The organism is Paenibacillus sp. FSL R7-0198 (assembly GCF_038000415.1).
GTDB lineage: Bacteria > Bacillota > Bacilli > Paenibacillales > Paenibacillaceae > Paenibacillus.
In genome coordinates, this window is the sequence record NZ_JBBOCB010000001.1 from 316,978 (window position 1) to 342,416 (window position 25,439).

General features: G+C 46.7%; 21 protein-coding genes. 15 read left to right on the forward strand and 6 right to left on the reverse strand.

Features of this window, described 5'->3' with window-relative positions:
• The first annotated feature begins 38 nt into the window (after positions 1 to 38).
• The 5 genes from MKY87_RS01225 to MKY87_RS01245 all read left to right on the forward strand — a co-directional run bounded on the left by MKY87_RS01225 (position 39) and on the right by MKY87_RS01245 (position 7,933).
• A complete protein-coding gene (locus MKY87_RS01225; RefSeq protein WP_339783746.1) occupies positions 39 to 5,963 on the forward strand; it encodes a DNRLRE domain-containing protein in 5,925 nt (1,974 codons plus the stop codon).
• Positions 5,964 to 6,183: 220 nt separating this feature from the next.
• Positions 6,184 to 6,495 carry a bZIP transcription factor gene (locus MKY87_RS01230; RefSeq protein ID WP_047844338.1) on the forward strand — a complete coding sequence of 104 codons (312 nt, stop codon included), beginning with the start codon at positions 6,184 to 6,186 and terminating at the stop codon, positions 6,493 to 6,495.
• Between the two features lies 1 nt (position 6,496).
• Positions 6,497 to 6,838: a hypothetical protein gene (locus MKY87_RS01235; protein ID WP_339783744.1), complete on the forward strand. Its 342-nt coding sequence runs from the start codon at positions 6,497 to 6,499 to the stop codon at positions 6,836 to 6,838.
• Positions 6,839 to 6,864: 26 nt separating this feature from the next.
• Positions 6,865 to 7,632, forward strand: coding sequence for a peptidoglycan recognition protein family protein (locus tag MKY87_RS01240; RefSeq protein ID WP_340962558.1), 768 nt, complete (start codon positions 6,865 to 6,867; stop codon positions 7,630 to 7,632).
• A gap of 1 nt (position 7,633) precedes the next feature.
• Entirely contained in the window at positions 7,634 to 7,933 is a 300-nt protein-coding gene (locus MKY87_RS01245) for a hypothetical protein (RefSeq protein ID WP_091020963.1), read from the forward strand.
• Between the two features lie 347 nt (positions 7,934 to 8,280).
• Here MKY87_RS01245 and MKY87_RS01250 read toward each other — a convergent pair whose 3' ends face one another.
• Positions 8,281 to 9,195: an AraC family transcriptional regulator gene (locus tag MKY87_RS01250; RefSeq protein WP_340962559.1), complete on the reverse strand. Its 915-nt coding sequence runs from the start codon at positions 9,193 to 9,195 to the stop codon at positions 8,281 to 8,283.
• Positions 9,196 to 9,412: 217 nt separating this feature from the next.
• Between MKY87_RS01250 and MKY87_RS01255 the strand changes: the two genes are divergently transcribed.
• The 8 genes from MKY87_RS01255 to MKY87_RS01290 all read left to right on the forward strand — a co-directional run bounded on the left by MKY87_RS01255 (position 9,413) and on the right by MKY87_RS01290 (position 19,105).
• Positions 9,413 to 10,288, forward strand: coding sequence for a fumarylacetoacetate hydrolase family protein (locus MKY87_RS01255; RefSeq protein ID WP_340962560.1), 876 nt, complete (start codon positions 9,413 to 9,415; stop codon positions 10,286 to 10,288).
• Between the two features lie 21 nt (positions 10,289 to 10,309).
• Positions 10,310 to 11,776 (forward strand): alpha-ketoglutaric semialdehyde dehydrogenase GucD, encoded by a 1,467-nt coding sequence (gene gucD, locus MKY87_RS01260; RefSeq protein WP_339783736.1) that lies wholly within the window; start codon positions 10,310 to 10,312, stop codon positions 11,774 to 11,776.
• 16 nt (positions 11,777 to 11,792) lie between these two features.
• Positions 11,793 to 13,769, forward strand: coding sequence for a YjhG/YagF family D-xylonate dehydratase (locus tag MKY87_RS01265; RefSeq protein ID WP_340962561.1), 1,977 nt, complete (start codon positions 11,793 to 11,795; stop codon positions 13,767 to 13,769).
• A gap of 62 nt (positions 13,770 to 13,831) precedes the next feature.
• Entirely contained in the window at positions 13,832 to 15,448 is a 1,617-nt protein-coding gene (locus MKY87_RS01270; RefSeq protein ID WP_339783732.1) for a glycoside hydrolase family 43 protein, read from the forward strand.
• Between the two features lie 8 nt (positions 15,449 to 15,456).
• Positions 15,457 to 15,639 carry a hypothetical protein gene (locus MKY87_RS01275; RefSeq protein ID WP_340962562.1) on the forward strand — a complete coding sequence of 61 codons (183 nt, stop codon included), beginning with the start codon at positions 15,457 to 15,459 and terminating at the stop codon, positions 15,637 to 15,639.
• Positions 15,640 to 15,850: 211 nt separating this feature from the next.
• Positions 15,851 to 17,074, forward strand: coding sequence for a sensor histidine kinase (locus MKY87_RS01280; RefSeq protein WP_339783730.1), 1,224 nt, complete (start codon positions 15,851 to 15,853; stop codon positions 17,072 to 17,074).
• Positions 17,071 to 17,718, forward strand: a complete 648-nt coding sequence (locus tag MKY87_RS01285) for a response regulator transcription factor (RefSeq protein WP_339783729.1) — start codon at positions 17,071 to 17,073, stop codon at positions 17,716 to 17,718. The genes MKY87_RS01280 and MKY87_RS01285 overlap by 4 nt, the downstream gene beginning before the upstream one ends.
• A gap of 115 nt (positions 17,719 to 17,833) precedes the next feature.
• The gene (locus tag MKY87_RS01290) at positions 17,834 to 19,105 is read left to right on the forward strand and encodes an alpha/beta hydrolase (RefSeq protein ID WP_340962565.1); all 1,272 of its coding nucleotides are present in this window, start codon (positions 17,834 to 17,836) and stop codon (positions 19,103 to 19,105) included.
• A gap of 161 nt (positions 19,106 to 19,266) precedes the next feature.
• Here the strand turns inward: MKY87_RS01290 and MKY87_RS01295 are convergent, their stop codons facing one another.
• Positions 19,267 to 19,623, reverse strand: coding sequence for a DUF3221 domain-containing protein (locus tag MKY87_RS01295; protein ID WP_340962566.1), 357 nt, complete (start codon positions 19,621 to 19,623; stop codon positions 19,267 to 19,269).
• 171 nt (positions 19,624 to 19,794) lie between these two features.
• Here MKY87_RS01295 and MKY87_RS01300 point away from each other — a divergent pair, with 171 nt between their 5' ends.
• Positions 19,795 to 20,097 carry an immunity 53 family protein gene (locus tag MKY87_RS01300; RefSeq protein WP_339783724.1) on the forward strand — a complete coding sequence of 101 codons (303 nt, stop codon included), beginning with the start codon at positions 19,795 to 19,797 and terminating at the stop codon, positions 20,095 to 20,097.
• 41 nt (positions 20,098 to 20,138) lie between these two features.
• Entirely contained in the window at positions 20,139 to 20,870 is a 732-nt protein-coding gene (locus MKY87_RS01305) for a hypothetical protein (RefSeq protein ID WP_339783722.1), read from the forward strand.
• 112 nt (positions 20,871 to 20,982) lie between these two features.
• Here MKY87_RS01305 and sdaAA read toward each other — a convergent pair whose 3' ends face one another.
• From sdaAA to MKY87_RS01325, 4 genes are all read right to left on the reverse strand, one after another.
• On the reverse strand, positions 20,983 to 21,858 hold the full coding sequence (gene sdaAA / locus MKY87_RS01310) for an L-serine ammonia-lyase, iron-sulfur-dependent, subunit alpha (RefSeq protein WP_339783720.1): 876 nt from the start codon (positions 21,856 to 21,858) through the stop codon (positions 20,983 to 20,985).
• A 45-nt stretch (positions 21,859 to 21,903) separates the two neighbouring features.
• Entirely contained in the window at positions 21,904 to 22,572 is a 669-nt protein-coding gene (gene sdaAB, locus MKY87_RS01315; RefSeq protein WP_340962567.1) for an L-serine ammonia-lyase, iron-sulfur-dependent subunit beta, read from the reverse strand.
• 4 nt (positions 22,573 to 22,576) lie between these two features.
• Complete coding sequence (locus MKY87_RS01320; RefSeq protein WP_340962568.1) at positions 22,577 to 24,019, reverse strand: M20 family metallopeptidase; 1,443 nt, start codon at positions 24,017 to 24,019, stop codon at positions 22,577 to 22,579.
• Between the two features lie 114 nt (positions 24,020 to 24,133).
• The gene (locus MKY87_RS01325; RefSeq protein WP_338586886.1) at positions 24,134 to 25,378 is read right to left on the reverse strand and encodes an MFS transporter; all 1,245 of its coding nucleotides are present in this window, start codon (positions 25,376 to 25,378) and stop codon (positions 24,134 to 24,136) included.
• Positions 25,379 to 25,439 lie beyond the last annotated feature (61 nt).

Consider the following 25,439-nt stretch of genomic DNA (forward strand, 5'->3'; position numbering starts at 1 on the left):
TTTTTCATCTCAATACAATGGGATAGGAAGTGGTTGAATTGTCAGCATCAGGAATCATTGGTGCGGAGTCGAGTTTTTCGGCTTCGCACGTTAGTTTAACCAAGACTCTTTTCCTACCACTGTCGGCTACCCATACCATTAATGAAAATACCCCTTATACCTTAACTGCCAACCATAACGTCTTGCTGAAGACAGCAACGTTCAATTTAACGGCAAGTCATAGAACAGAAGGGAAGTCGCCACTTTTATTAACTGGTAGCCATGCAGTTCTCCCTAAGAGTGTGCGGTTGAACTTAACCGCTAGACATAACACGGTGGAGTACGGGACGAGTGACTTACAATTAACAGCAGAACATACACTTTATTCTAAAACATTCAACCTTCAAGCATATAACAGGATAGACCCTAACACCACTTACTTTACCGCTGAACATACTTCCATACTTAACGCAGTGGCGGCTGATTCGGAGATAAGCAGTAGCCTAGCAGTAGCCCCTCCAATCACTGAAGCGTTGAATGGTGCTATCTCCGTAACAGAGACGAACACAATGGAAGGTACATCGTTCATTTGGGGTGTAAGGGATGCCGACCTGAATACGAAGGTAAAAGTCAAGAGAACGGAAGATAGCTACCTTAAATCGCAGATAGCCGTTAGAGAGTCCAATACTATGGACGGTACGGTTGATATCTTCGGTCGGGGCGAGACGGAAATCAAGAGTAGTATCTTTGCGATGGGTGTCAGTGAGTCTTACATCGACGGTCGAATTGGTGTCCGTATAAGAAACTCCATGACAGGTAATACCGACATTTGGGGCACTGATAACAGTGACCTGAGCGTTAATGTAAACGTCAAGCAAGTCTCTGACCTGCCTATGACGCTAGGTGTAACCCCTGCAAACAAGATGACAGCAATTGTAGATATTCAGCAACCTACGAGAGTAACCGATAAATTGACCGCTAAACGTGACGCATTCGTTCGTCAAGCATACCCTAAGCTGAACTACGGCGGGGAGCAAACGTTGGTTACAGGTTACAGTGCAACACGTGAAGAAGTGTTCCGAAGCATTGTCGGCTTCGATATTACTAATCTCATGGGGCTGACCAACGACTACAAGATTGAAAAAGTAGTCATGAAACTGAAGCATTCAATCGGACGCACTCCAACTATCCCAATTGAACTAAGCGCCGTCAATGGTGCTTGGACAGAGTTCGGAATCACTTGGAACAACCAACCTGACTCCGGTGACATTGTTAGCCAAGGAGACTACGTTGTAAACGCTGAGAAAGGCTTCATCGAGTTCGACATTACCAACTTCATCCTGCAAGCAAAAGAGCAGGGAAAGAACCTTGTAGACTTTTACTTGCGGGCGGTAAATGAGAGCGATGAATCTGTGCAGTTCTTTTCAATGGATGCAGGGGCTTCATTGACACCTACCATCGAGTACACTTACTTCGATGAAGTAATCCGAAGCACTGGACGTTCTGGAATTGATACGAGTATCTTAGTCACGTACCCTGCTAAAAAGGACTTGACTTCTAAGATTAATGTATTCAAGAAGTCCGATAAGAAAGAACTACCTTCGACGATTACGGTTACGCCATCGGGTAAGAGATTCGAGAACTATCCTTCCAGTGTGATGATTAGCCGACCTGACCTGTCCGGTAAGGGTACGGTAAGGATAAATACTTGGAGTGAGATTGATTCTAAGGTGTCCGTAAGAGAAGTAGACCTGTACGACCTCGAGAACTGTAGTATTGTAATTTCCAGACCTAACTTTAACTCAGAACTTTACGTAGCCAACAGAAAAGACACTCCTTCGCAATTGGGTGTTCGAGTATGGAGTGAAGATAATCTTTACGGTTGGGCAATTATTACCGTTAAAGAACGTCCTGCACAAGTCTATGTACGACCTTACGTTAACTTGGGAGGAAGCGTAACAGTTCGCCATTCGGTGGACGAAGACCTGTTCGGAACATTTACCGTAAGTGAGCGCAACAAACCAGGTACGATTTATGTACTGAACCGTGATGACCTTCCTTCGCAGGTAATCGCAAGGGGCGGCGAGAACAGTGATATTGTTTCTAGCATCACTGCCAACCAGTTCCAATTTCAAGGTACAATTGGGGTTAATCCTTATATCGACTACAAGGGTAGCGTTTCTGTAAGACGTTCCTCGCAAGTGGAAAAGGAATCTAGCATTACGGTGTCCAGACCTGACCTGAACTCTTCAGTTTACGTCAGATTCCGAAGTGACTTAGACGGGGTAATTAAGACAAGACGTAAGGATAAGAGCGACCTTGATGGGCGGGCGGCAGTATCCAGACCTGACCTGCAAGGTAGAATCTTCCCTATCATTCACAGCGACACGGTAGGCAGTATTACCGTAAGGCAGAATAAGGTCGCTAACCTGAACTCTAAAATTAATGTGCCTTACCGAAAGGACATTCTTGCTGAGATTGATGTAGTAGGGGCAAGCATGATACCGTCCAGCATCCAAGTAAATTCGGGATACCTGTCCAGTAGATTGGAGATTCCTGCTTACGGCAACGAAGACCTTGACAGTGAGTTCATTGTCAGAGTGAGATTGGCAAGCGATATTGATTCCTCAATCGACGTGTACTCCTTTAGCACGATTGAAGGTAGTGTTATTATACGCCAAACCTACGACAAGTCAGTAGACTCTAGTATTACAGTGAGACGTACCGAAGGAAAAGACCTGGCGGGTAGTATTGATGTTTGGGTTGTTAGAGACCTGAAGGGTAAAATCTCCATCCGTAGAGCAGAACATTCTGAGATTGACTCTAGCATTTCCATCCTGTGGCATAACGACTTAGCGGGTAGTATTATCATCCCTAGTCACGCAGACCTGAACAGTAGAATCAATGTCATGTACCCTGCACGGAGTGAGATTCTTTCCAAAGTCCTTGCTAAGATTCGTGTCCACAGTGACGTTGAGTCAAGCATTGACGTAGCGAAGGGTGGGGCAGGAGACCTCCTAAGCTTCTTGGGAGTCACACCTACCAATAAGATGACAGGTATTGTAGATATCACTTTACCAATCCGTGAGGAAGTTACTCTGGATGTTATCAAAGACACATATGTTAGGGAAGATGTTCCAACCCTTAACTATGGGGAAGAGACCACTTTCGCAGTCGGTAGCTATAAAGGTAAGGTGCTTCGCTCACTACTTGGATTCGATATCTCTAGCTTGAAACGAAGCTACGATATCGACAAGGTTGAACTTCGCATGGTGTACGGTCAAGAGCCTGACAAGAACCTGAAGCTGTACGCAGTTGACGGAAGCTGGTCGGAGATGGGCGTAACATGGAACAACCGTCCAAGCATTGGTACAGAAATTACCAGCGCCTACACAGTAGCAACTGAAGACGGGCACGTGACATTCGATGTGACAGACTTCATCGAAGGACAGTACCGAGAGGGGAACAACCTAGTTGACTTCTACTTGGTGGCGGCTGACGAGCCTGAGAACGATTATGAATACTTCTTTACCAAGGAAGCAAGCCTAGCCCCTCAGTTAGTGGTCACGTACTTTGACCCTGCTGTATGGAGTTTTGGACGTTCTAACATCGACTCTAGCATTAGAGTACCTAAGCACTACGATAAGGCATCAAGACTGCGTGTTAGAAAACCTGCTTGGCTGGACGTAGAGATTCCTGCGACCATTGAAGTAACTCGTAATAATGAGTTCTCCGGTGCTATTACAGTAAGCCAACCTGATTTGGATTCCAGCGTTCATGTCGTGTACCGTAACAACCACGATGTTCCTTCTCACTTGGGAGTATCGAACAGGGCTCTTGCTAAGATTGACGGTAGCCTGACAGTAAGTAGACCTGAGCTTCCAGTCAGCTTCTACGTTAAAGATAGAGTAGACCTTCCTTCTAAGGTCGGCGTAAGAGTAGAGATTGAACAGGACTTCTTTTCTTGGTTGGTTGTCAATGTGAAAGAGAGACCTGCTACCATCTTCGTAAAACCTCACAACGATATCGAGTTACGCTTTACGGTTCGTGGTTACGTTGACGAAGATATGGAAGCGAAGATTGCTGTATCTCAGCCTGAGTTTAGCGGGGCTGTCACGGTACAGCGTAGTGAGGATACTGACCTTCCTGCTAATGTGACCGTAAGGCACAGTGGAGATGAAGACATTGACGGAAGTATCAAAGTCAACGTTGGCATCAACAAAGACCTTTACTCTGAGGTAACGGTAATTGGCAAAGCAGACAGCGACCTGATTGTATCTTTGCAGGTTGTTGGGTATTACTTGGGAGGTTCGTTGTTCGTACCACTGACCAGCGATATTGCCGCTCAACTGCGAGTCGCACCTACTTGGTTCGATTACCTGCCATCTACTGTGGCGGTAAGCAGACCGGATGCTCCTTCTAGCTTGGAAGTTACTCTTCCTGCCGACATTAACGCCACGATTACGGTCAAGGTAGTAGGCGAGAATGATGTAGCGGCAAGCGTGGCGGTAAGTAGAAAGGAAACTCCTGCTAGTGTGGTCGTTACCAAACCTGCTGACCTTGAGTCAAGCATCGGAGTAAGGGTAGAAAGCGAGTCCTCGTTTGAGGGCGGTCTGGTGGTAAACAGACCTCATATTACAGGAAGCCTAGACGTAGTGGCTAACAAAGACCTGCCTTCTAGTGTGGCAGTAATGCACAGCGCAGATGGTGACCTTAACAGCAGAACCTACGTGAAGTACATGAGCGATATCTTAGGAAGCCTTGATGTTGTTGGGGCAAGCGTCATTCCTTCGACTATTCGAATTATCTCAGGCAACTTGGCTTCTGTCATCGCCGTACCTGCCTACGACAGCAAAGACCTGAAGGGTACTATCGGAGTAAGAACCCGATTCATCTCGGAGATTCCTTCGACCCTGCAAGTCCAAGAGTGGTCGCAGTTCGTAGGTAAAATCGGAGTACGGGTGTGGGCAAACCACGACACGGCGGGAACGCTCAAGGTAATCGTCAAGGCTGATAGTGACCTTGCTTCTACTATCTCACCAGTGTTCTTTAATGTCATTCCTTCCAAGTTAGGCGTTCGTTTCGATAACACGATGACAGGTAACGTTGACTTCATCCCTGTTGGGGATTCAGACCTCGACGGACGTATTGACATTAGCCCTGCTTCCGATATCGCAGGTAGTATCCAAGTTGTCCTGAACGCTGAGGATGACATTCCTTCTAGCATTACAGTACGTGTGAGAAGGGAGAGCGACCTACCTGCGAACATGGACGTTATATACAGAGCAAATGAAGACCTACCTACTACTTTAGGTGTTCCTCCTGTAAATAAAATGACGGGTAAAGTATTCATTATTCCGGTAGACGATAGCGACCTCAAGTCGATTATCGAAGTCCATGAGCACGTAAACCTCCCATCTAATATTACTGTTAGTCAGTTCGGTCACGAAGACCTACCTTCGACAATCGAAGTTCACCACTTCCTTGACGTGGCGGGTACAATCTCGGTCAGAAGAACTACCCCTTCTGACCTGCCTTCGGAGATTGCCGTAAGGGTTTGGGGCAAGAACGACAAGAGCAGTAAGATTATCGTAAAGCAGAGGGACAACAGCGACATTGGAGGTAGCATTAACACCATCCAATGGAGAGTCCTGAACTCCAAAATTATAGTCCGCAGAAGTGCTTTCTCTCAAATCCCGATGCGCTTTGAAGTATTGGAGAAGAGTGACCTACTGGACTGTAGCATTACGGTACGGAGAACTGACAAGTCCGACCTGACTTCTACAATCACTATCCGAAGAAGTGCTGACAAAGACCTCGACGGTAGAATCGTAGCAAGGCAGACTGATAAATCAGACCTTCCGTCCTTCATCGAAACATGGCAATTCCGTACAGTACCGTCACAACTTGATATTCTGTATCGTAACGACATTGTATCCACAATTGATGTAGTCGCTGACTACGGTTACTGCTTCATCATGTAATGAAAATAACCCCTACCTTACTTGGTTGGGGTTATTTTCACGCCTAAATTACTTATATTATAGTTGTAAGAGAATGAAATTTTCTGAATGTTTGCTGTTTATTTTTCTATATCCTGTACACAGTTTTCCATGGTAGGATCGGTAAGTTTTTTCTGTTTGTAGGTAGAATAAGAACGTCTCAACATAATTCATACAGGTACGGAAAGGTCAAGTGATAGATATGGATGTAGGGGTAATCACAGCAGTCGTCGGTCTTGTTAGTACAGCTGTATCCGGTGTAATCGGCTATGCCAGTGGTAAAAGTAACAACAAAGTGACTGACAGGGAACTGCTCTCCAAAGACGAGCAAGCCTTCCGTGAGAGGTTGATTGAAAGGTTGACCTCATCCGAAGAAAAGATTGAACTACTGAGCAACGAAGTGATCACGCTCCGCCAGGAAAATATGGAACTTATTACAGAGAACAGACTACTAAACATCAAAGTAGAGCAGTTAGTAGCTCAACTCTCAACACGGAGGGGAGATGTAGCATAGGGTGAGAAATTTTTTAATTAATGCTTTCTGGAACGATGGAGACGGATTTTCTGCAAAGGATTTTTTAATGGTACTATTCGGAGGTTTGTTCGCGTTGTTTCTAACAATTGCATTCTTTGCACCATTCTTAGGAGCGGCGGTGAGTGCTGTATCCTTAGAGGCGATTAATAGCTTAAGTACGGTGGTCATGACTATTGTTGGCGGAGTATTTGCCGTACAGACTGTGAAAGAGTTCAAAACTACCAATTCAGAAACTCCCCTTACAGTGCCTGAGCATTCTCTAGTAGAAAGTGTCCTTACTGTGGAGGGAACTAAAGTAGATAATACACCGAAAATTCAATAGAAAGGGTGAACCAGATGACTTTTAAAATGAAATACACTATCGAGCAACGGTATCTGCCTAACAATACCAAGAGACGTTCCGGTATCAAGAATCAGGGAATTAGCTTTATCGTGGCACACGATACAGGTAACGATGGAAGTACAGCGGCAGGTAACGTGAACTACTACATTAACTCCGCTAATGTCCAAAGTGCATCGGCGCATACCTTTATCGATGATGAAGTAATCATTGAGTGTGTGCCCCTCACAGAGAAGGCTTGGCATGTCCTTTACAACGTAAAGACTGACAATGATCTTTACGGATTCGATTCTAATGATCGTGCCATCGGCGTAGAGCTTTGTTACTCCAATAAGAAGGGTAGCATTAATAACACAGAGTCTTACAAGCGTTACGTTTGGTACATGGCATACCTCTGTAACAAGTTCAAACTGGATCCTCTGAAATGTATCTCAGGACACAACGAACTTGACCCCAATCGTAAGAGCGACCCTTACAAGAACGCCTTGAAGATTATGGGCATAAGCAAGACGAAATTTCTGAATGACGTGGTAGCGGAATTTAAGGATTGCACTACGACTCAAGTAAATGTACCACAAAATACAGTATCGGGGGATGACGAACCAATGAAACTTGATAAATGGGCGGTAGACATGCTCGTGAACGCACTGACTAATTTTAAGGCTAAGGGCTACTTTACAGACGAAGCTTGGATCACTAAAGCTAAGAACGGGACTCTGACAGCCGCAGAACTAGCGTTTCTGAATACCATTCTGATTGCCAAGGCGGTGAAGTAATATGGTTACATTGAATGCAGTACTTACTACAGCCGTAGCCTCAGTTGGCTTGTGGTTGCTTTTGGCGGGCTTAACTGAAGCTCTTACAGAGGTAGTTAAGACAGTTCTCCCAATTAAGGATAGAGCTACATATGGTGTGTCAATCGTAGTCGGCGTTGGTTTAGCAATCTCATTCGGATTGAATCCATTCGGACTGACCGGAATTTCCGCATACACATCGATGGTAGCTGCTGGATTGCTGGCATCCCGTGGAGCGAACTACCTGAATGGTTGGTTGAAACGATTTGGTATTCATCACTAACTGTTTAAGATGAAAAAACCGTTCATCCGTTACTCGGGTGAGCGGTTTTTTATCCGTTTTCTATTCTAAACGAAGTGATGAAGCACTAATAAATTGAAGGCTTTGTCCAATCAGTATTGGGTTCACATACCCGTTTGGTTATAAAGCCATGTTAATCGCAACAAGGTATAATCCAGACTGGTATTTTCAAGCATCTGTGCAGATTCAATTTGGAAACGCATCCGTGAAGTTCTGCCAATCAGATGAACTCGACTGAATATCTGTTATAAAAAAAAGTATATAATTACCCAACAATGATAGCGCTCTCCAAACATACCGACAGGTGTCGCTTGTACTACTATTATTCTTCAATCATCTGTATGGTTGGTTGCCAGAGCCTGCTGAGAATGGCTGCGATATTCACTTGGCGCGATGCCTGTCCACCGCTTGAACTGGCGGCTGAAATGCGCATTAGTCTTATACCCCAGCATCATCGCAATATGGTCTATGTTCAGGTCCGTTTGTTTTAACAGCCGCTGCGCTTCGTTCAGAAGGGTTTCAGATAGAAACTTGCGTGGAGCGATGCCGTATACCTGCCGAAAAATACGATTAACCTGTGACGGGCTAATGCTCAGCGATTTGGCAATGTCCTGAATCCAGGTTCGCTCACTCTCTTGAATTTCCCCGTGAAGATGGATATATCTTACCGAATCCTCAATGTGCTCTGCAATCTGATGGGCAATGGTTTCTTTTCTCGACAACGTAACGGAAGCTTGCTGAGATAACTGGCCGACCAGGGAACCAAGCAGTTCAAACACGGCGGCATGTACCTTCATCTGTTTGGAGGAAGATAGCGAGCTAGACAAATGCTCTGTGGCCAACCCATACAAGGTAGACAGGGAAGGGGAGAGCCCCAGAGCCAAATTCGAATTTGCCGGATAATAGATGTCTTTGCAACGGTTAAGTTCTCTGCAAAAGGATGTATCGTGTATGCTGAAATGCACGGAAAAATAAGTGAACCCCTCCAGTCCGGCTCCGGTGCAAGAGTGGGTCATACCAGGGCGGATGAACAGAAGGTCACCAACCGACTGACGATAAGACTGCCCGTTGACAACCATGTTCATCTGCCCGTCCATCATCCAGTGCACTTCATACATTGAATGTTCGTGAGACGGATAAGTCCAGCTGGAATCTACTTTTCTTGCATGCAGCCCCAATAATTGAAAAGACATGCGAACATCGGGCAGACGCCCTAAATACACAGCATCCGAAAGCCTGGTCACAGCAAACCAACCCCCTTGTACTATTCTATATACCAACATCCTGTCATCGGAGTATCCTCGTAAACCATCTTTAGTTCAACGGATCTAACCTCATCTTAACAGAAAAAAAATGCGTGAAAAGGGTAAATCGTCGGAGTGATTAGAACATCGTCATGAACCATAGCGGGTGCTATGGTAGTATTATCAACCCGATGGGGAAAAATGGAGGCAAGCTTGAATGAGAATTATTCGATTTCTGGACGGACAACAGAAGTGGTTGGCAGCCGTTACGGATGATGAACAAGCGTATCGTTTGCCACAAGCAGATTTTATGAGTTTGATCTATCAAGCAAGAAAGCAGGGAATTTCTCCAGTTCAACTTGTTGAAAGCGCTTTTAAACCGTTAAACAAGTTAACTGACGATTGGACTTCCTTGCATCTGATCACGCCACTTGAAGCTCCGGAAGTATGGGCGGCGGGTGTGACTTATCAGCGCAGCCGGGAAGCGCGAAATTATGAAGCGACGGAAGGTAAGCTGGATGCAAAGACCTTTTACGATAAAGTTTATGATGCCGAAAGGCCGGAGATCTTTTTTAAATCCACAGCAGCCCGCACTATAGGACCGCTTGAGGCAGTCACGCTTCGCAGCGATTCCAATTGGCAGATCCCGGAGCCTGAACTGGGCTTGGTGCTTGCCGCGGATGGCAGCATTGTGGGATACATCGTTGGCAATGACATGAGCTGCCGCGATATTGAAGGGGAAAACCCGCTGTATCTGCCGCAAGCAAAAATGTGGCGTAATTCCTGCTCTATAGGTCCGGCCATTCGTCTAGCGGAAACGGTGCAGAATCCATATGCGTTCAGCATTGTCTGCGAGATATATCGCGAAGGTGAAATAGTTGTCAAAAGCGAGGCAAGCACAAGTGAGTTAAACCGAAAACTCGATGAACTGGTTTCTTTTCTGGCCAGAGATAACGAACTGTTTGACGGTACGGTGTTATTGACAGGCACCAGCATTGTGCCACCCAATGATTTTACACTTGCACCCGGGGACCGCATTGAAATATCCATTAGCAATATCGGGACACTGATTAACCCTGTCATTTCAAACTAATGTATAAGGAGGATGAATAGGATGACTACATTTCAGGTAGAGCAGACATACAGCAATTACATTAACGGAGAATGGGTGAAGGCGACGTCCGGCGAAACCGAACCAAGCATCAACCCGGCGAATCGGAAGGAGGTAGTTGGCTACGTACCCACCTCCGGCGTAGAGGATCTGAACCGGGCTGTTGCAGCCGCGAAAGAAGCAGCAAAAGATTGGCGGAGGTTATCGGGTGCGGAACGCGGCAACTATCTATTTCAAGCAGCCAATGTGCTGGAACGCCGGGCCGATGAAGTTGCAGAGGCGATGACCAGAGAAATGGGCAAAACACTCCCAGAAGCCAAAGGAGAGACACTGCGCGGTGTCGCGATCTTAAGATATTACGCTGGAGAAGGCATGCGAAAAACCGGTGATGTCATTCCATCAACGGACAGCGAAGCGCTGATGTTTACGACCCGCGTACCCCTTGGCGTTGTAGGGGTTATTGCTCCTTGGAATTTCCCAGTAGCCATTCCGATTTGGAAAACGGCTCCGGCCTTGATCTACGGCAATACGGTTGTGTTGAAGCCGGCTCAGGAAACTGCGGTCACCGCCGCTAAAGTCATGGAGTGTTTTGAAGAGGCAGGCATCCCGGCAGGTGTTCTTAATCTGGTATGCGGCAGAGGCTCAGTGATCGGATCTGCACTTGCTGAGCATCTGGATGTGGGGGGAATAACGTTCACAGGCTCCAATGAAGTGGGCAAACGGGTCGGCGGCGCAGCACTGGCACGTGGGGCCAAGTATCAACTTGAAATGGGCGGGAAAAACCCGATTATTATCGCGGCTGACGCTGACCTGGATTTGGCTGTGGAAGCCACCATCAGCGGTGGGTTGAAATCGACCGGGCAAAAATGTACGGCCACCAGCAAAGTCATTATTGAACGAAAAGTATACGATGCCTTCAAAGAAAAGCTGCTCTCGCAAATCCAGGAAATCCGGCTGGGTGACGGCATGTCTGCTGGAAGCTGGATGGGTCCATGTGCAAGCGAAGGACAGCTCAATACCGTGCTGAGTTATATTCAAAAAGGCCAAGATGAAGGTGCTATTCTTCTCGCTGGCGGAAAAAGAGCGGACGGTCCGGGACTGGAAGAGGGATTCTATGTGCAGCCGACCGTATTTGAAGGGGTCGAATCCCATATGTCCATCGCCCGAGAAGAAATCTTTGGCCCGGTCCTTGCCTTGATTGCGGTAGATTCCCTGGAGGAAGCGATCGAAGCGGCTAATGACAGCGATTACGGCTTAAGTGCTTCCATCTATACACAAAACGTCGGAGCCATGCTTTCTTTCATCCGGGACATGGATGCAGGACTTGTCAGAATTAATGCAGAAACGGCCGGCGTAGAGCTTCAGGCTCCGTTCGGCGGAATGAAGATGTCAAGTTCACATTCCAGAGAACAGGGGCAAGCGGCTATCGAGTTTTTCACGGCCATCAAAACGGTCTTTGTGAAGTCATAAACTGTGGGAGGCAACCATGTACGAACAGATTACGTCGATTATGGGAGAGACGGCATCCAACTGCTTTGATATCATATCCCATGCTCCAGGGGCTGCCGGACGTCTGCCTTTAACGGATGATTTGCTGCGGAATGCTCCAAGCGGCGACTTGTTCGGCATGTCCCAGAATGTCGGAATGGGCTGGAAACCCGGGGAATTGAACGGAAAACAATTTCTGATCTTGAGTACACAAGGTGGCATACGCAACGAAGACGGCAGCCCGGCAGCACTCGGTTACCATACGGGCCACTGGGAGGTCGGCCTGCTGATGAAGGCTGCCGCAGAAGAACTGTCAAGCCGGGGAGGAATCCCGTTTGCCGGATATGTCAGCGATCCGTGTGACGGCAGATCACAGGGGACAACCGGCATGTTTGACTCGCTTCCGTACCGGAACGATGCCGCTATGGTATTTCGCAGACTGATTCGCTCTCTGCCAACGCGTAAAGGCGTGCTTGGTGTCGCCACTTGTGACAAAGGTCTTCCAGCGATGATGCTCGCACTTGCCGGCATGCCGCAATTGCCTGGCGTAATCGTTCCCGGTGGCGTCACACTTCCGCCTACCGATGGAGAGGATGCCGGTAAAATTCAGACCATCGGTGCACGGTACGTCAACGGGGAGCTTTCTCTGGAAATGGCGTCCGATTTAGGATGCCGAGCTTGTGCTACACCGGGAGGAGGCTGTCAGTTTCTAGGTACCGCGGCTACAGCCCAGGTTGTAGCCGAGGCAATGGGTATGACAGTGCCACATGCCGCGCTTGCACCTTCCGGGCAGCCCATCTGGTTTGAAATGGCGCGCCAATCGTCACGTGCACTCATCCATATGGAGTCTCAGGGGATGAGGATGGCAGACATTGTCACGGATGCATCCATTCGCAATGCGATGACCGTTCATGCTGCGTTTGGCGGATCGACCAATCTGCTTCTTCACATACCGGCGATTGCCCATGCCGCCGGTTTAACCGTACCCACGGTACAGGACTGGATACAGGTCAACAAAAATGTTCCGAGGCTGGTTAGTGCCCTGCCAAACGGACCCATCTTTTATCCGACCATACGTGTCTTTCAGGCCGGAGGTGTACCAGAGGTCATGCTTCACCTCAGACAGCTGGGTCTGTTGGATGAGTCTGTACCAACGGTTACAGGTACGTCATTGGGTCAGGTACTGGACTGGTGGGAATCGTCGGAACGCCGTCATCTCATGCGGAAACAGTTGAAAGAGCAGGACGGCATCGATCCGGACAGTGTCATCATGAGTGTAGAACACGCTGAGCGGCTTGGAATCTCTTCGACCGTAACATTTCCAACCGGGAATATCGCTCCGGAAGGTTCTGTCATCAAATCCACCTCTATTGATCCTGATGTGCTGGATGAGCATGGCGTATACCGTCATCGCGGCAGAGCAAAGGTATTTACCACCGAACGTGAGGCGATCCATGCGATTAAGACCGGAGGTATTCTGGCTGGCGACGTTGTTGTGCTTCTCGGGCGAGGTCCATCGGGAACCGGTATGGAGGAGACGTACCAGCTTACATCTGCGCTTAAACATTTGCCTTTTGGCAAATACGTGTCACTGATTACGGATGCCCGGTTCTCCGGTGTTTCCACCGGAGCGTGTATTGGTCATGTTGGCCCCGAAGCGCTGGCAGGCGGACCGATTGGCAAACTGCGGAACGGAGACCTGATTGACATCGCGGTTGATCGTAACACGCTGGAGGGCAGCATGAACTTTGTCGGAGAAGGAGAGATCGAGGTTTCTCCGGAAGAAGGTGCTATCATCCTGGCACAAAGGTCCTTTCATCCCGATATGAGGCCTGATGAAGCTTTGCCGGATGATACAAAGCTCTGGGCTGCATTGCAATCGGTCAGCGGTGGGACTTGGAGAGGGAATGTATATGATGTAGAGCGGATCATAACCGCCCTGGAAGCCGGCAAAAAAGCGCTGGGCTGGTACTGATATCCACCTTTTGTGTATCTGTTGTTGTACAGATCATTACTTTCATACCGGAGGTTTCTTCCATGAATAAGATCAAGAAAATGATCACCAATCCCATCCTTCCCGGTTTCCATCCCGATCCGTCCATATGCCGAGCAGGGGAGGATTATTATATCGCTACTTCCACCTTTGAATGGTTCCCTGGTGTACGGATTCACCATTCCCGGGATCTGGTTCATTGGCGGCCCATCGCTTCTCCGCTGACTCGTGTAACGCAGTTGAACATGGAGGGCAACATTAATTCCGGAGGCGTATGGGCACCCTGTCTTAGTTACGACAACGGTGTGTTTTACCTGATCTACACCGATGTCAAAAGCCGGGTAGGCGCTTTTAAAGATACCCACAATTACCTAGTAACCGCAACGGATATCGAGGGGCCTTGGTCAGATCCGGTGTATTTGAACAGCAGCGGTTTTGATCCTTCCCTGTTTCATGATGAAGATGGGCGTAAGTGGCTGGTCAATATGATCTGGGATCACCGTAAGGGCAACAACCGGTTTGCAGGCATCGTTCTTCAGGAATATTCCGTTCAGGAACATAAGCTGGTTGGTCCTGCGGTGAACATATTTAAGGGAACCGCATTAGGACTGACCGAAGCACCCCATCTGTACAAACACAAAGACTATTATTATCTGATTACGGCTGAAGGAGGAACCGGTTATGAGCATGCGGTTACAGCAGCACGTTCCCGTACGTTACAAGGCCCTTACGAGGTCGATCCTGCCAATCCGATCCTCACTTCATACGGCAGACCGGATTTAGCTCTGCAAAAGGCAGGCCACGGTAGTCTAATCGAAACGCATACCGGTGAATGGTACATGGCTCATCTGGTCGGACGACCCGTTCATCACAAATATTGCATTCTTGGACGTGAGACCGCACTTCAGCTCTGTACGTGGAGTGAAGACGGCTGGCTGAGACTTGCGAGCGGTGACCGATATCCGGAGGTTCAGGTGCCTGCACCGATGATCCCGTCCCATCCGTTTGAGCCGATTGCTGAAATGGATCATTTCGATCACTTTGAGCTTCGGCATGATTGGAATACACTTCGCATTCCACCCGATTCGAGTTGGTTCAGCTTGACGGAACGTCCCGGTTACTTGCGATTGCACGGCATGGAGTCGATGAGTTCAACGCATAGGCAAAGTATAATCGCACGGAGACTTCAGGCCTTGGAGTGTGAAGCCGAGACGTGTCTGGAATTTGCGCCGGACCATCCACAGCAAATGGCAGGATTGATTTTGTACTACGATACCCAGGACTATCTCTATTTACGTGTAACGTATCATGAAGAGAAAGGACTGTGCCTGGGGATTATTCAGTCCAAATACGGGGTATACGACGAACTGCTGGAGGATATTCCGCTAGAGTCGGGGAACATGCTCCGTTTAAAGGCTGTGGTGGATCAAGATCGCGCCCGCTTTTACTATGCGTTAAATAGTGATTCATCCTGGAATACAGCAGGCGAGTGGGTTGATATCACACATCTGTCCGATGAATCTCCGGAGTATATCCGGTTTACGGGAACCTATATCGGTCTTTGTGTGCAGGATCTTGGCGGAACCCGAAAACATGCCGATTTTGATTACTTTTTGTATAAAGAAACCAAGCATGCAGCTGGTGTATTGGAAAACATGTAACGATCTTTTTGGAAGGAAAAGGGGACACTCCAAAGAGGACCAAATCACATATTTATCCATGTGAAATTAAAAGTTATCAGCGGGTTTTAATTTTAAAAAGGCATATTATTCCATATAATTCAGTTGATATCGTTAAGGGTAATAATGGAAACGAGCATGAAATGAAAATGGGTAGTATAGCAGCAGAATAGAGGAATACATGTTCACAGAAGAAATGGATCATGGGATAGTGCGGGGCGATAAGGCTGCGTGGAATCGTGACGATTCTGCTGGGGCTGGACTTCGAGACACTTCGTACATTAACATAGATGGAGTGAGATAATGATCGGTACAGTAATGTACCGTTTTTTTTGTGTTTAGAGAGATTGTTTTATAAATAGTACCTGATAGAGGTGATCAAGCATGAGTGATTATTCGATAAACAAACCGTATACAAGCTCCCGATCTGATATTCAAAATGTTCTGCGTGATTCTCGTTTGCCTGCTTTGATCTGGGGCATATTGATTTATTTTTCTGCATTGTATTCCCAGCTACCGATGTTGCCCACATGGTTTGAATTTATGATGTTTACAGCTCTCATTCTGGTTCACATTCTGCTGCATTGGTATGCCGGATACGTTGTTGATCGAAGACCCTGGATTTATTTTGTGACACAAGGATGTATTGTCTGGGGGTGTGCATTATTCATGCCTAATGCTCATTCTCTCATCTTTGTAAGTTTATTGACGGCTTTGGCGGGTCAGAGTATTGGCGTATACGCTCAACGGATGAAGGTGCTCCTAGTATGTACCTTTTATTGCACCTTGTTTTCTGTCTCCCTGGTTTGGCTCGGGACTACCGAGGATTTGCCATCTACAGTACCATCGCTCTTCTTTATCATGTTTTTCGTAATCGGCTATGCCGCTTTGTTCTATAAACAAGTTCGTGCCAAATTGCGAACCCAGTCGTTTTTACGTGAATTGGAACGAGCACACAGGAAAGTGGAGGAGCTAACGATTGCCAATGAACGTCAAAGGATGGCCCGTGATTTACATGATACCTTGGCACAAGGGCTGGCAGGTCTTATCATGCAGCTTGATGCCGTGGATGCGCATTTAGAAAATGATAATAACCATCGTGCCCACGAGATTGTTCAGTTGTCAAAAGCCCAAGCAAAGCGCACGCTTTCAGAAGCGAGAAGCGCAATTGACGACTTGCGTTCGTATTCTGCAGAGGTCATAGATATTTCTAAAGCAGTGAAGGAAGAGGCTGAACATTTCTCACATATAACAGGGATTCGTATTGTCACTCCGTTATCAATGCCCCATCTGGTGGTGCCGAAGTTGATCTTCGAACATAGCTTACATATCATCCGAGAATGCTTGGCCAATACAGCTAAACATGCTAATGCTACGAATGTAGAAGTAATGGTTGCTGCACGGGAAAACGAAATCGAGCTAAGCATAACGGATGATGGAATAGGGTTCGATACCAACCTCATCGAGAAACAATCCGGTAGTTATGGCTTAATTGGCTTATATGAACGAACCCGAATTATGGGCGGGGAGATCGAAATTGAAAGCGGAAAGCAGGGAACCAAAGTTTCTGTTCGCATTCCATTACAACAGGAGGACACCACCGTATGACAATCAAGATTCTTATTGTGGACGACCATTTCGTCGTTCGGGAGGGACTTAAGCTGATCCTGGAAACCAATCAAAGGTACGAGGTAGTTGCAGAAGCATCTAACGGTGCGGAAGCGGTTCGACGGGTGGATACTTACAAGCCGGACATTATTCTATTGGATCTAAACATGCCTGAAATGGGCGGCCTGGATACCATGACAGCGCTCAGAGCTAAAGGAATGGATATACCGATCATTATTTTGACTACATATAACGAGGATGAGATGATGATCCGCGGACTGGCGTTAGGTGCCAAAGGGTATTTGCTGAAGGACACGGGACGAGAAATGATATTTCGTTCAATTGATGCAGCAATGCGAGGGGAAACGTTGCTATTACCGGAGATCAGCGAGAAAGTATTTGCTCACAAGGCATCAGGAAAGGCGAAAGAGTCACCTTCATCGAAAATATCACTTACAAACAAAGAGCTGATCGTACTTCAAGCGATTGCCCGTGGCTCTCGAAGTAAAGAGATCGGCTTTGATATGGGCATATCCGAACGGACTGTAAAGACTCATTTAACGAGTATCTACAATAAATTGGGTGTGGATTCGAGACCGCAGGCCGTCGCCGTCGCGGTGGAGCGTGGAATATTGCATTTATAATCGAACGTTTCATAGATTTGCCCGATCGTACATGTGGGGATTGCCCTTTTGTACGATTTTTTATTTTTTTCCTCCGTTTATGATAGATGCATGAATACAAATTGGAGGAAAAATGATGAAAAAAAGACTGACAACGATTCTGGCAACTGTTCTCTCACTGACCATGCTCTCCGCCTGCAGCAGCACTAATAGCGGGACTTCCACACAGGAGGAAATTCCTAAACCTGAAAATAGTGTTGCTTCTGATCAGAATGAGTTTCCGAAACCAATGGGAAGTTATACGGTCGGACGTACACAGATGGACTTCAAGTACACAGCATCTAACCATTCAGAAAGAGAACTGACGGCATTATTTTTCTATCCGTCAGACAGCAATGAGGGCAAGCCGACGGCAGAGTATGCATTTCCGGAGTTTCATTCACTAAGGGATGAGCTTTTGGTTAGATTAGGAGGAACGGCGGGTGGTGAGCAACTTTTTGATTCCAATTTCAAGACATGGTCTTATGACGATCTGGCCTTGTCTGAAAAGGAAAAACAATATCCGGTTTTATTCTTTGTTCATGGCGCGGGCGCTTACCCACAGCAAGGCACTTTGTTCGCTCAAGACCTGGCAAGCGCTGGCTATATTGTGGTATCCATCGGCCATGCCGAAAGTGGTGTGTACAAACTTAAAGATGGACGAACGGTTGGGTTGTCAGAGACATTTATGGACGAAGTAACGAAATACGGAATGGAAGCGGCCACCCTAACACCACCTGAAATTGTGACAGAGAAGCTTGAGGAAGAAAAAGCTATTGAGATTGCTCGCAAATTAACTTCGGCGCCTGAAGCAGTCAAGTTTGCAAAATATGCCGTTTTACAGAGCGAGGATATTCGATATGTTGCAGATAACTTGTACAAAATGAATACAGGTGACATGGAATCCATGTTTAAAGGCAGATTACAGCTTGATCTCGGTATGGGTGTGTTCGGACATTCTTTTGGAGGAACGACAGCGGCAATTGTTAGCCGTGACGATGACCGATTTGTCGGCGCTGTAAACCTTGACGGTAATATGTTAGGTGCCTTAGATAGCGATTTTAAGAAACCTTTCATGCAGCTTAGCACCGTGCTAGCCTATAATACAAATGCATTTCTTCTTGAATCCAACAGTAAGGACACCTACTTTGCCATTATTGATAATGTAGTCCATGGTGACTTCTCCGATTCCTTGTTTACAACTACGGATAAAAAATCCAGAGGAACCCGAGACGCGATGGAACAGCGCAACATCATCACTTCTTATACAAAGGCGTTCTTTGATAAATATATGTTGAAAAAGGATACGGATATTGACAGCCTTACCTTTGACGGCGTAGAGATGATTAAGAAACCTCAAAAGCCTTAGTATTGATTTGCCTGGAGTTTTCAGAAGGGGTAACGAGAGAAGAGGGGGACGGATTTAACCCTGCGAGATTTAACTCCGAACTCTTAAAACCAAAAAGATAAAAGACCTTACGTTCGTGGAAACGTTAAGGTCTTTTTATCTTTTGGGCAATCGAAGAATTCTTAGCCTATTTGTTCAATACTCACAACCGTTCTAATGGGTGGCGAGGGTTCTAGTTGGTCAAAGCCAGCAGTGATCCTTACTCTTTGCCCTACTTCAAATGTTTCATATGTTTCTCTATCGACCAAATAATACGAAGCTTCCTGATCTTGTGCTAGTCCTATAAAATCCTCAAGATTTCCATTCTCCAGGTCTTCCTTACTTATATTTTGTAGTACAAGAAATTTGTACTTGTCATTTTCATCTGTTTTAAATACTACAGTGCCCTCGAAAACTGGATAATTCTCTTTCTCATCCTTGTTAGAACAGCCCGCAAGTATAATCATACTAATGAAGATAAATAATGTTATTTTTTTCATAATAACCTCCTTGATTTGAAATAAAGTTTTCCCCTTGCTTTTAAGTATACCCTACATAAAAAAAGCAAATTATTACTAAAAGATAATTCATACGAAAAAAGCATGAAACATGGCATAAGGATTCCTTTAAATAATAAGTCCCTAGAGTAGAAAAAACAAAAAGAGGTCACGATGATGGATACCCTAAAATGGATTCAAAGCTGGTATTATGAAAACTGTGACGGTGATTGGGAACATTCATACGGTGTGCGAATTGATACGGTGGATAATCCTGGTTGGTCTGTCGAGATCGACTTGAAGGATACATATTTAGAAGATGCGCCATTTGATTCGATTGAAGAAGAGAGAAATGAAGAAGATTGGTTCTACTGTATCGTGAGAGATCGCGTGTTTCACAGTGCAGGGGGAGCAAAAAATTTAGAAGAGATGCTTGATTGCTTTAAAAATTGGGCTTCAAGTTTGGAGAAAAGTTAATAGTGTACTTACCATCGGGAGTAATCTAAGGAGAGAACCAGATGTATCTAAAAGGATTCAATTTGGATTTACCGTATATTGTAGATGATGAAAATATTGAATCTATAATGAAAAAACAAAAATGTGAGTACAACGAAGCAACGAAATTAGATTATGCGTTGAATTGGAAATGGAAAAGACGCTCTTTTAGTTTGGAAACTCGCTGTATTACAGCGATGTATGAACGTCTGTTGGGGAAATACAAAACGAAAGATTGTTGGAAAGTCCTAATAGAGTGTGTAGAAAACATTACGGATGAACGTATTGTTAACGTTTCTGGTGTGTGTTCGGTACCAATCCAATTTAGTTTGAATGACTTTAGTGGAAAAAATGAGTTGGAGAAAAAAAAGGCTACGCTTCGACTGCTAATGGAGGGCATAGAGAAACTTGCTCTACGTAATAATTGGGAGGTTGATCCATTTAGGGAGATAGCTTTGCAAATAGAGGCGTTAGGTTATGTAAATGAATGGACTTGGAGAAAAACCGTAAAGAGTCCCAATAAGAAGTACAATGCTAAAGTCATATGTCATCATAATTTAGAAAGCATGGATATATTCCTATCTATTTTACAACGAGATGGTACGCAAGTACTTTTAGAGAAGGTCATATCAGAACAACCAGATGAATTCGCCTATGCTAAACATCTAGGTGAACTTACATGGGTATCTGATTTTGAAGTTGCTTTAATTAATAAAAATGGCACTGAACAATTTTCTGCAACCCTAGAGCATTAATTATTTTGCCGCTAGAAAACATTGTCCAGCTGGTGTTATGGTCCCTTTTATTATTAGGCATGCATTTATCTTGAGGTTTTTATTCCTCTCGTATAAATGACATGCCTGTTCTTTATTTGTGCTGTAAATCCCTTGTGATTTTGCGTCCCGTTGGTGTCTGGGCGAGGCCGCCGCCGGCTGTTTCGCGAAGAGATTCAGGCATCGCTGATCCAACCTCCAGCATGACCTGCACTACCTCATCCGAAGGGATGACGCTGCGTACGCCAGCAAGAGCCATATCGGCGGCTCCCAGAGCAGTAATTGCACCAAAGCCATTACGCACGATGCATGGTATCTCGACCAAGCCGGCTACCGGATCACAGATTAGGCCAAGGGTGTTTTTCAGAGCAAGTCCAACGGCATGAATCGCCTGTGAAGGGGACCCGCCCCGGATATCCACCAACGCCCCGGCTGCCATCCCGATGGCAGAACCCACTTCCGCCTGACAACCTCCTTCCGCACCAGAGATGAACGAATTGTTGGCGATGACGTAACCAATGGCTCCAGACGCGAACAGGCCGTAAACCATTTGTTCATCAGACCACCCAAACCGTTCCTGGCTGCTAATAAATACACCGGGAATGATGCCGCAGGAACCCGCCGTCGGTGTAGCAATAATTCGACCCATCGAGGCGTTGACCTCAGAAACTGCAAGGGCGTAACTCATCGACAGACTGGCATGATCGCCGAGTAGGGACTGTCCATCTGTACGATAAGCCATCAGTTTCCGGGCATCTCCTCCAGTCAAGCCGCTTTTGGAAGTAGTATCGGTATGCAGACCTTGATGCACCGCACTTTTCATAATTTCATAGTATTCTTGCATTTGGTTTAAGACAGCATCCTTGTCTTCGCCCGATTCATGACATTGCTCTTCCAGCATGAGCTGGCCGAGTGTGAGATTACGGGTCTCCGCCAGTTCAGCAAGTTGTTTTAAGGTTCGAAAATTCATTGGCGAAACTCCTTTTTTTGAGAAAGCTGAAGTCAGATATTTAAGCTAAAGACAGAGTAGAGTGACTTCCTGGACCTCTGGAATGACTTCGATCTGGCGGACCACGGCAGGATCCACCTTGCCATCACATTCTAGTACCATCATAGCTTCACCGCGCCGATTCTTTCGATCCACGGACATGTGTCCAATATTAATGTGATTATCCACGAGCAACCGAGTGACGATGGCAATGACGCCCGGTTCATCGCTGTGACGGATGATGAGTGTAGGATAGAGCGACGTCAATTTCAGGTTATAGCCGTTGATCCGGACGATTTCGATATTTCCTCCACCGATCGATGTGCCTACCATATTCAATGTACGATTTCCCGCAGCGTTGGTTAATGCAATCTCGGCCGTGTTCGGATGAGGGTACAGCCCCGTCCCCGGACGGATGATGGTTTCCATACCAGCAGTGTCTGCATGGGCAAATGCATCAGGCAGTCCGGGGTCATCCGTGTCCATGTCCAGCAGACCACCCACGATGGCGGTGTCGGTTCCATGTCCTTTGTACGTTGCGGCAAAAGAACCAAACATGAGGATCTCAGCATGTGAGGGACACTCCCCGAACAGCTGTCTAGCTGTACGTCCAATCCGTGCTGCTCCAGCGGTATGGGAGCTTGAGGGTCCAATCATGGCTGGACCAATAATAGAAAATACGTCTTTGAACCTCACGGTCTTATTCTCCCCGTTTCGGAGGTTGCACATCTGCCGGAACAAGACAGTCGTAGGCTTCCCCGCCGAGTCTGTCCAGCAATTCCTGCTGTGCTTCCTTGATGATCTCTGGATGTAAAATGGACTCAATGGCCGTAGCCGCCATCGCTTTAGCTGCGAGTAACATGCCTTTGTGAGCAAAGCTGCTCTTGCCCTGAGCAACGGTTTGCCATGCGTGAAGCGGCGTGCCAAAGGCCATCGTCGTCGTGATACACTGTGCTGTCGGCACATTCCAGCTGACATCTGCTACATCGGTTGAACCACCCATGAACGTTTCCCGCTCATCCGAATACGGAGCAATAAAGTTAGGTAGTGGTCGTTCAGCCAAAAGAGGCGCAAGCTCAGGGCCAACTAACGCGCCAGCTTCCTGTTGGTTCTGTAGGGGCAGCGTATCGTAGATCGCTTTGGCGTAGGTGTATTCTTGCTCTTCATACTCAGGTGCGCCGAAGGCAACGAGATGCTGATGCATTATTTTCTCAAGCGTACTGTTCGGAATCAGGTTGGCGCAGGCGCCTTCATATTTGAAGTCCATCGTTGTTTCGGTCATCAGGGCAGCCCCTTCGGCCACTTTCACCAGCCGTTCAAACAGACTGCGTACCTGTGCGCTCTTGGGAGCTCGAACGAGATAAGTGACCTCGGCTTCCGCTTGCACTACATTGGGAGCCAAGCCGCCTGAGTTCGTGATCGCATAATGAATTCTGGCCTGATCAATCATATGTTCACGCATGTAGTTGGAACCGATATTCATCAACTCAACTGCATCGAGAGCACTACGTCCCAGGTGAGGAGCGGCAGCAGCATGTGCACTAATGCCTTTAAAGGTAAATGTGCCGTGAATGACAGCATTGGAGCTTCCATGCATAACGGCATTTAAGGAATGAGGATGCCAGGAGAGAGCAGCATCTACATCTTTAAAATAACCTTCGCGAGCCAGATACGTTTTACCATATCCACTTTCCTCTGCGGGACATCCGTAAAAGCGCACCGTTCCCGGGGTTTCCGGATGTTCCTGAAGATAGTCTTTGATCGCTACTGCAGCAGCCATTGCACCAATGCCGAGCAGATTATGCCCGCATCCATGACCGTTTCCACGCGGCTGAAGAGGTTGATATGTGCTGATTCCAGCTTCCTGGCTGAGATCAGCCAGGGCATCGTATTCGCCCAATAGAGCAATAACGGGCAACCCCGAACCATAGGAAGCGATAAACCCGGTTTCCAATCCTGCCACACCTTTATCAATCGTGAAACCTTCGGATTCCAGCATCCCTATAAGCAACTCTGCTGATTGAAATTCATCGAAACGTGTCTCTGCAAACCCCCAGACTCGGTCACTGGCATTGGTGAACATATCGCGTTTTCCTTCAATGGCTTCCGAGATAAATTGAGTCAAATCTACAGTTGTAGTCATAATTCATAGCACCTCTTATTCGTTAAAATGGTTGTATTGTCGTATAGAACATGAACTAAATGTCGAAGTAACATGTGGCGGCAAACTCTTATTTATGAATTGCAGAGAAATTGTTTATACAGCTTTTGCTTGCATCTCAGTTGTGTTATCCTGATCCGAATTCGAACGACGAGAGAACATCAAGGTAATGGAGCAGATCAGAGCGAAAGCAATCAGCATCATAAAGGCGGTGGCATAAGATCCCCCGGAAGCTTCAACCAGGAATCCGATCAGCATCGGAGTCAGAAAACCTGCAAGCTGAGCTCCTGTGTTAATGAATCCATTGGCTGTTGCGACGACAGATTCGGGCATCGTTTTAAGGGACTTCGAAATGATCAGTGTTGAGATAAATCCGGCCATTGCCGTAACGATTGTCATGTACGTAATGAATGTGGTGATGCTGCCCGCGGAGCCCATCAGATACAGGAACAAGGCCACAAGTACACCGAACACGGAAGCGATAATTCGATCTTTGCCTGCCGGGATACGGTCAAGCACATAGCCGCTGAGAATCATGGTGAAAATGCTGACCAAAGCCGGAATGGCGGCGAGCAGTCCCATTTGAGTCATATCCAGTCCCCGGACATTGACCATGTACGTCGGCATCCAGGATTGAAGTCCCCAGTTCACTGCATAAATGCTGAAATAGCTGATGAACAAATTCCAAATCATGGGCGTCTTCAGGACGGTTTTCAGTGACGTTTTGGGTTGTTGGCCCGAACGGGAGTTCGCAAGTGCAGGCTTGACGGGTTCTTTTAATAAAAAGAACATCAAGGCTGTGATGAGAATCCCTACCGCACCAATGATATAGAACAGGTTGCGCCAGCCAATAGTCACAAGGGCATGTCCGGTAAGAATCGGAGTAATTACCCCCATAATGGCTGCGGATGATAGCATAATGGACATGGCTCCACTGCGCTGATTAATGGGAAAGTTCGTGGCAATCGCCTTGGAACCGGAAGGGAAGAAGCTACCTTCTCCAATCCCAAACAGGAAACGGACAAAGATAAGAGAGAACAACGACCAGGCTGAACCCGTCAGAATAGTGAATACAGACCAGGAGAACAAGGAAACGAGAATAACTTTCCGATAACCGAAACGGTCGGCGAGTGCTCCGCCTGGAATTTGCATAATGGCATATCCGAGAAAAAAGCTGCTGAGGATGATTCCTTGTGCAGAAGCACCTAGGCCCAGATCCTGAGTAATGCCTACAATGGCATAGTTGATGACGAAACGATCCAGGTTGCCAAGACACCAGCCGAGAAACAAGAGAGTGAGAACAATGTACTTGAAGTGTTTACTGTGCATGATTTTAGACATCGCGTTACCTTCTTTCTCATCAAATGTTAACTAAATTTCTGTGTTGCTTTAAAGTTACATG

Bases quoted from the DNA above. Each gene is read 5' to 3' on its own strand.
- MKY87_RS01230 (WP_047844338.1), top strand. From the start codon at position 6,184: ATGGATGTAGGGGTAATCACAGCAGTCGTCGGTCTTGTTAGTACAGCT.
- MKY87_RS01240 (WP_340962558.1), top strand. From the start codon at position 6,865: ATGAAATACACTATCGAGCAACGGTATCTGCCTAACAATACCAAGAGA.
- MKY87_RS01245 (WP_091020963.1), top strand. From the start codon at position 7,634: ATGGTTACATTGAATGCAGTACTTACTACAGCCGTAGCCTCAGTTGGC.
- MKY87_RS01255 (WP_340962560.1), top strand. From the start codon at position 9,413: ATGAGAATTATTCGATTTCTGGACGGACAACAGAAGTGGTTGGCAGCC.
- gucD (WP_339783736.1), top strand. From the start codon at position 10,310: ATGACTACATTTCAGGTAGAGCAGACATACAGCAATTACATTAACGGA.
- MKY87_RS01265 (WP_340962561.1), top strand. From the start codon at position 11,793: ATGTACGAACAGATTACGTCGATTATGGGAGAGACGGCATCCAACTGC.
- MKY87_RS01270 (WP_339783732.1), top strand. From the start codon at position 13,832: ATGAATAAGATCAAGAAAATGATCACCAATCCCATCCTTCCCGGTTTC.
- MKY87_RS01280 (WP_339783730.1), top strand. From the start codon at position 15,851: ATGAGTGATTATTCGATAAACAAACCGTATACAAGCTCCCGATCTGAT.
- MKY87_RS01285 (WP_339783729.1), top strand. From the start codon at position 17,071: ATGACAATCAAGATTCTTATTGTGGACGACCATTTCGTCGTTCGGGAG.
- MKY87_RS01290 (WP_340962565.1), top strand. From the start codon at position 17,834: ATGAAAAAAAGACTGACAACGATTCTGGCAACTGTTCTCTCACTGACC.
- MKY87_RS01295 (WP_340962566.1), bottom strand. From the start codon at position 19,623: ATGAAAAAAATAACATTATTTATCTTCATTAGTATGATTATACTTGCG.
- MKY87_RS01300 (WP_339783724.1), top strand. From the start codon at position 19,795: ATGATGGATACCCTAAAATGGATTCAAAGCTGGTATTATGAAAACTGT.
- MKY87_RS01305 (WP_339783722.1), top strand. From the start codon at position 20,139: ATGTATCTAAAAGGATTCAATTTGGATTTACCGTATATTGTAGATGAT.
- sdaAA (WP_339783720.1), bottom strand. From the start codon at position 21,858: ATGAATTTTCGAACCTTAAAACAACTTGCTGAACTGGCGGAGACCCGT.
- MKY87_RS01320 (WP_340962568.1), bottom strand. From the start codon at position 24,019: ATGACTACAACTGTAGATTTGACTCAATTTATCTCGGAAGCCATTGAA.
- MKY87_RS01325 (WP_338586886.1), bottom strand. From the start codon at position 25,378: ATGTCTAAAATCATGCACAGTAAACACTTCAAGTACATTGTTCTCACT.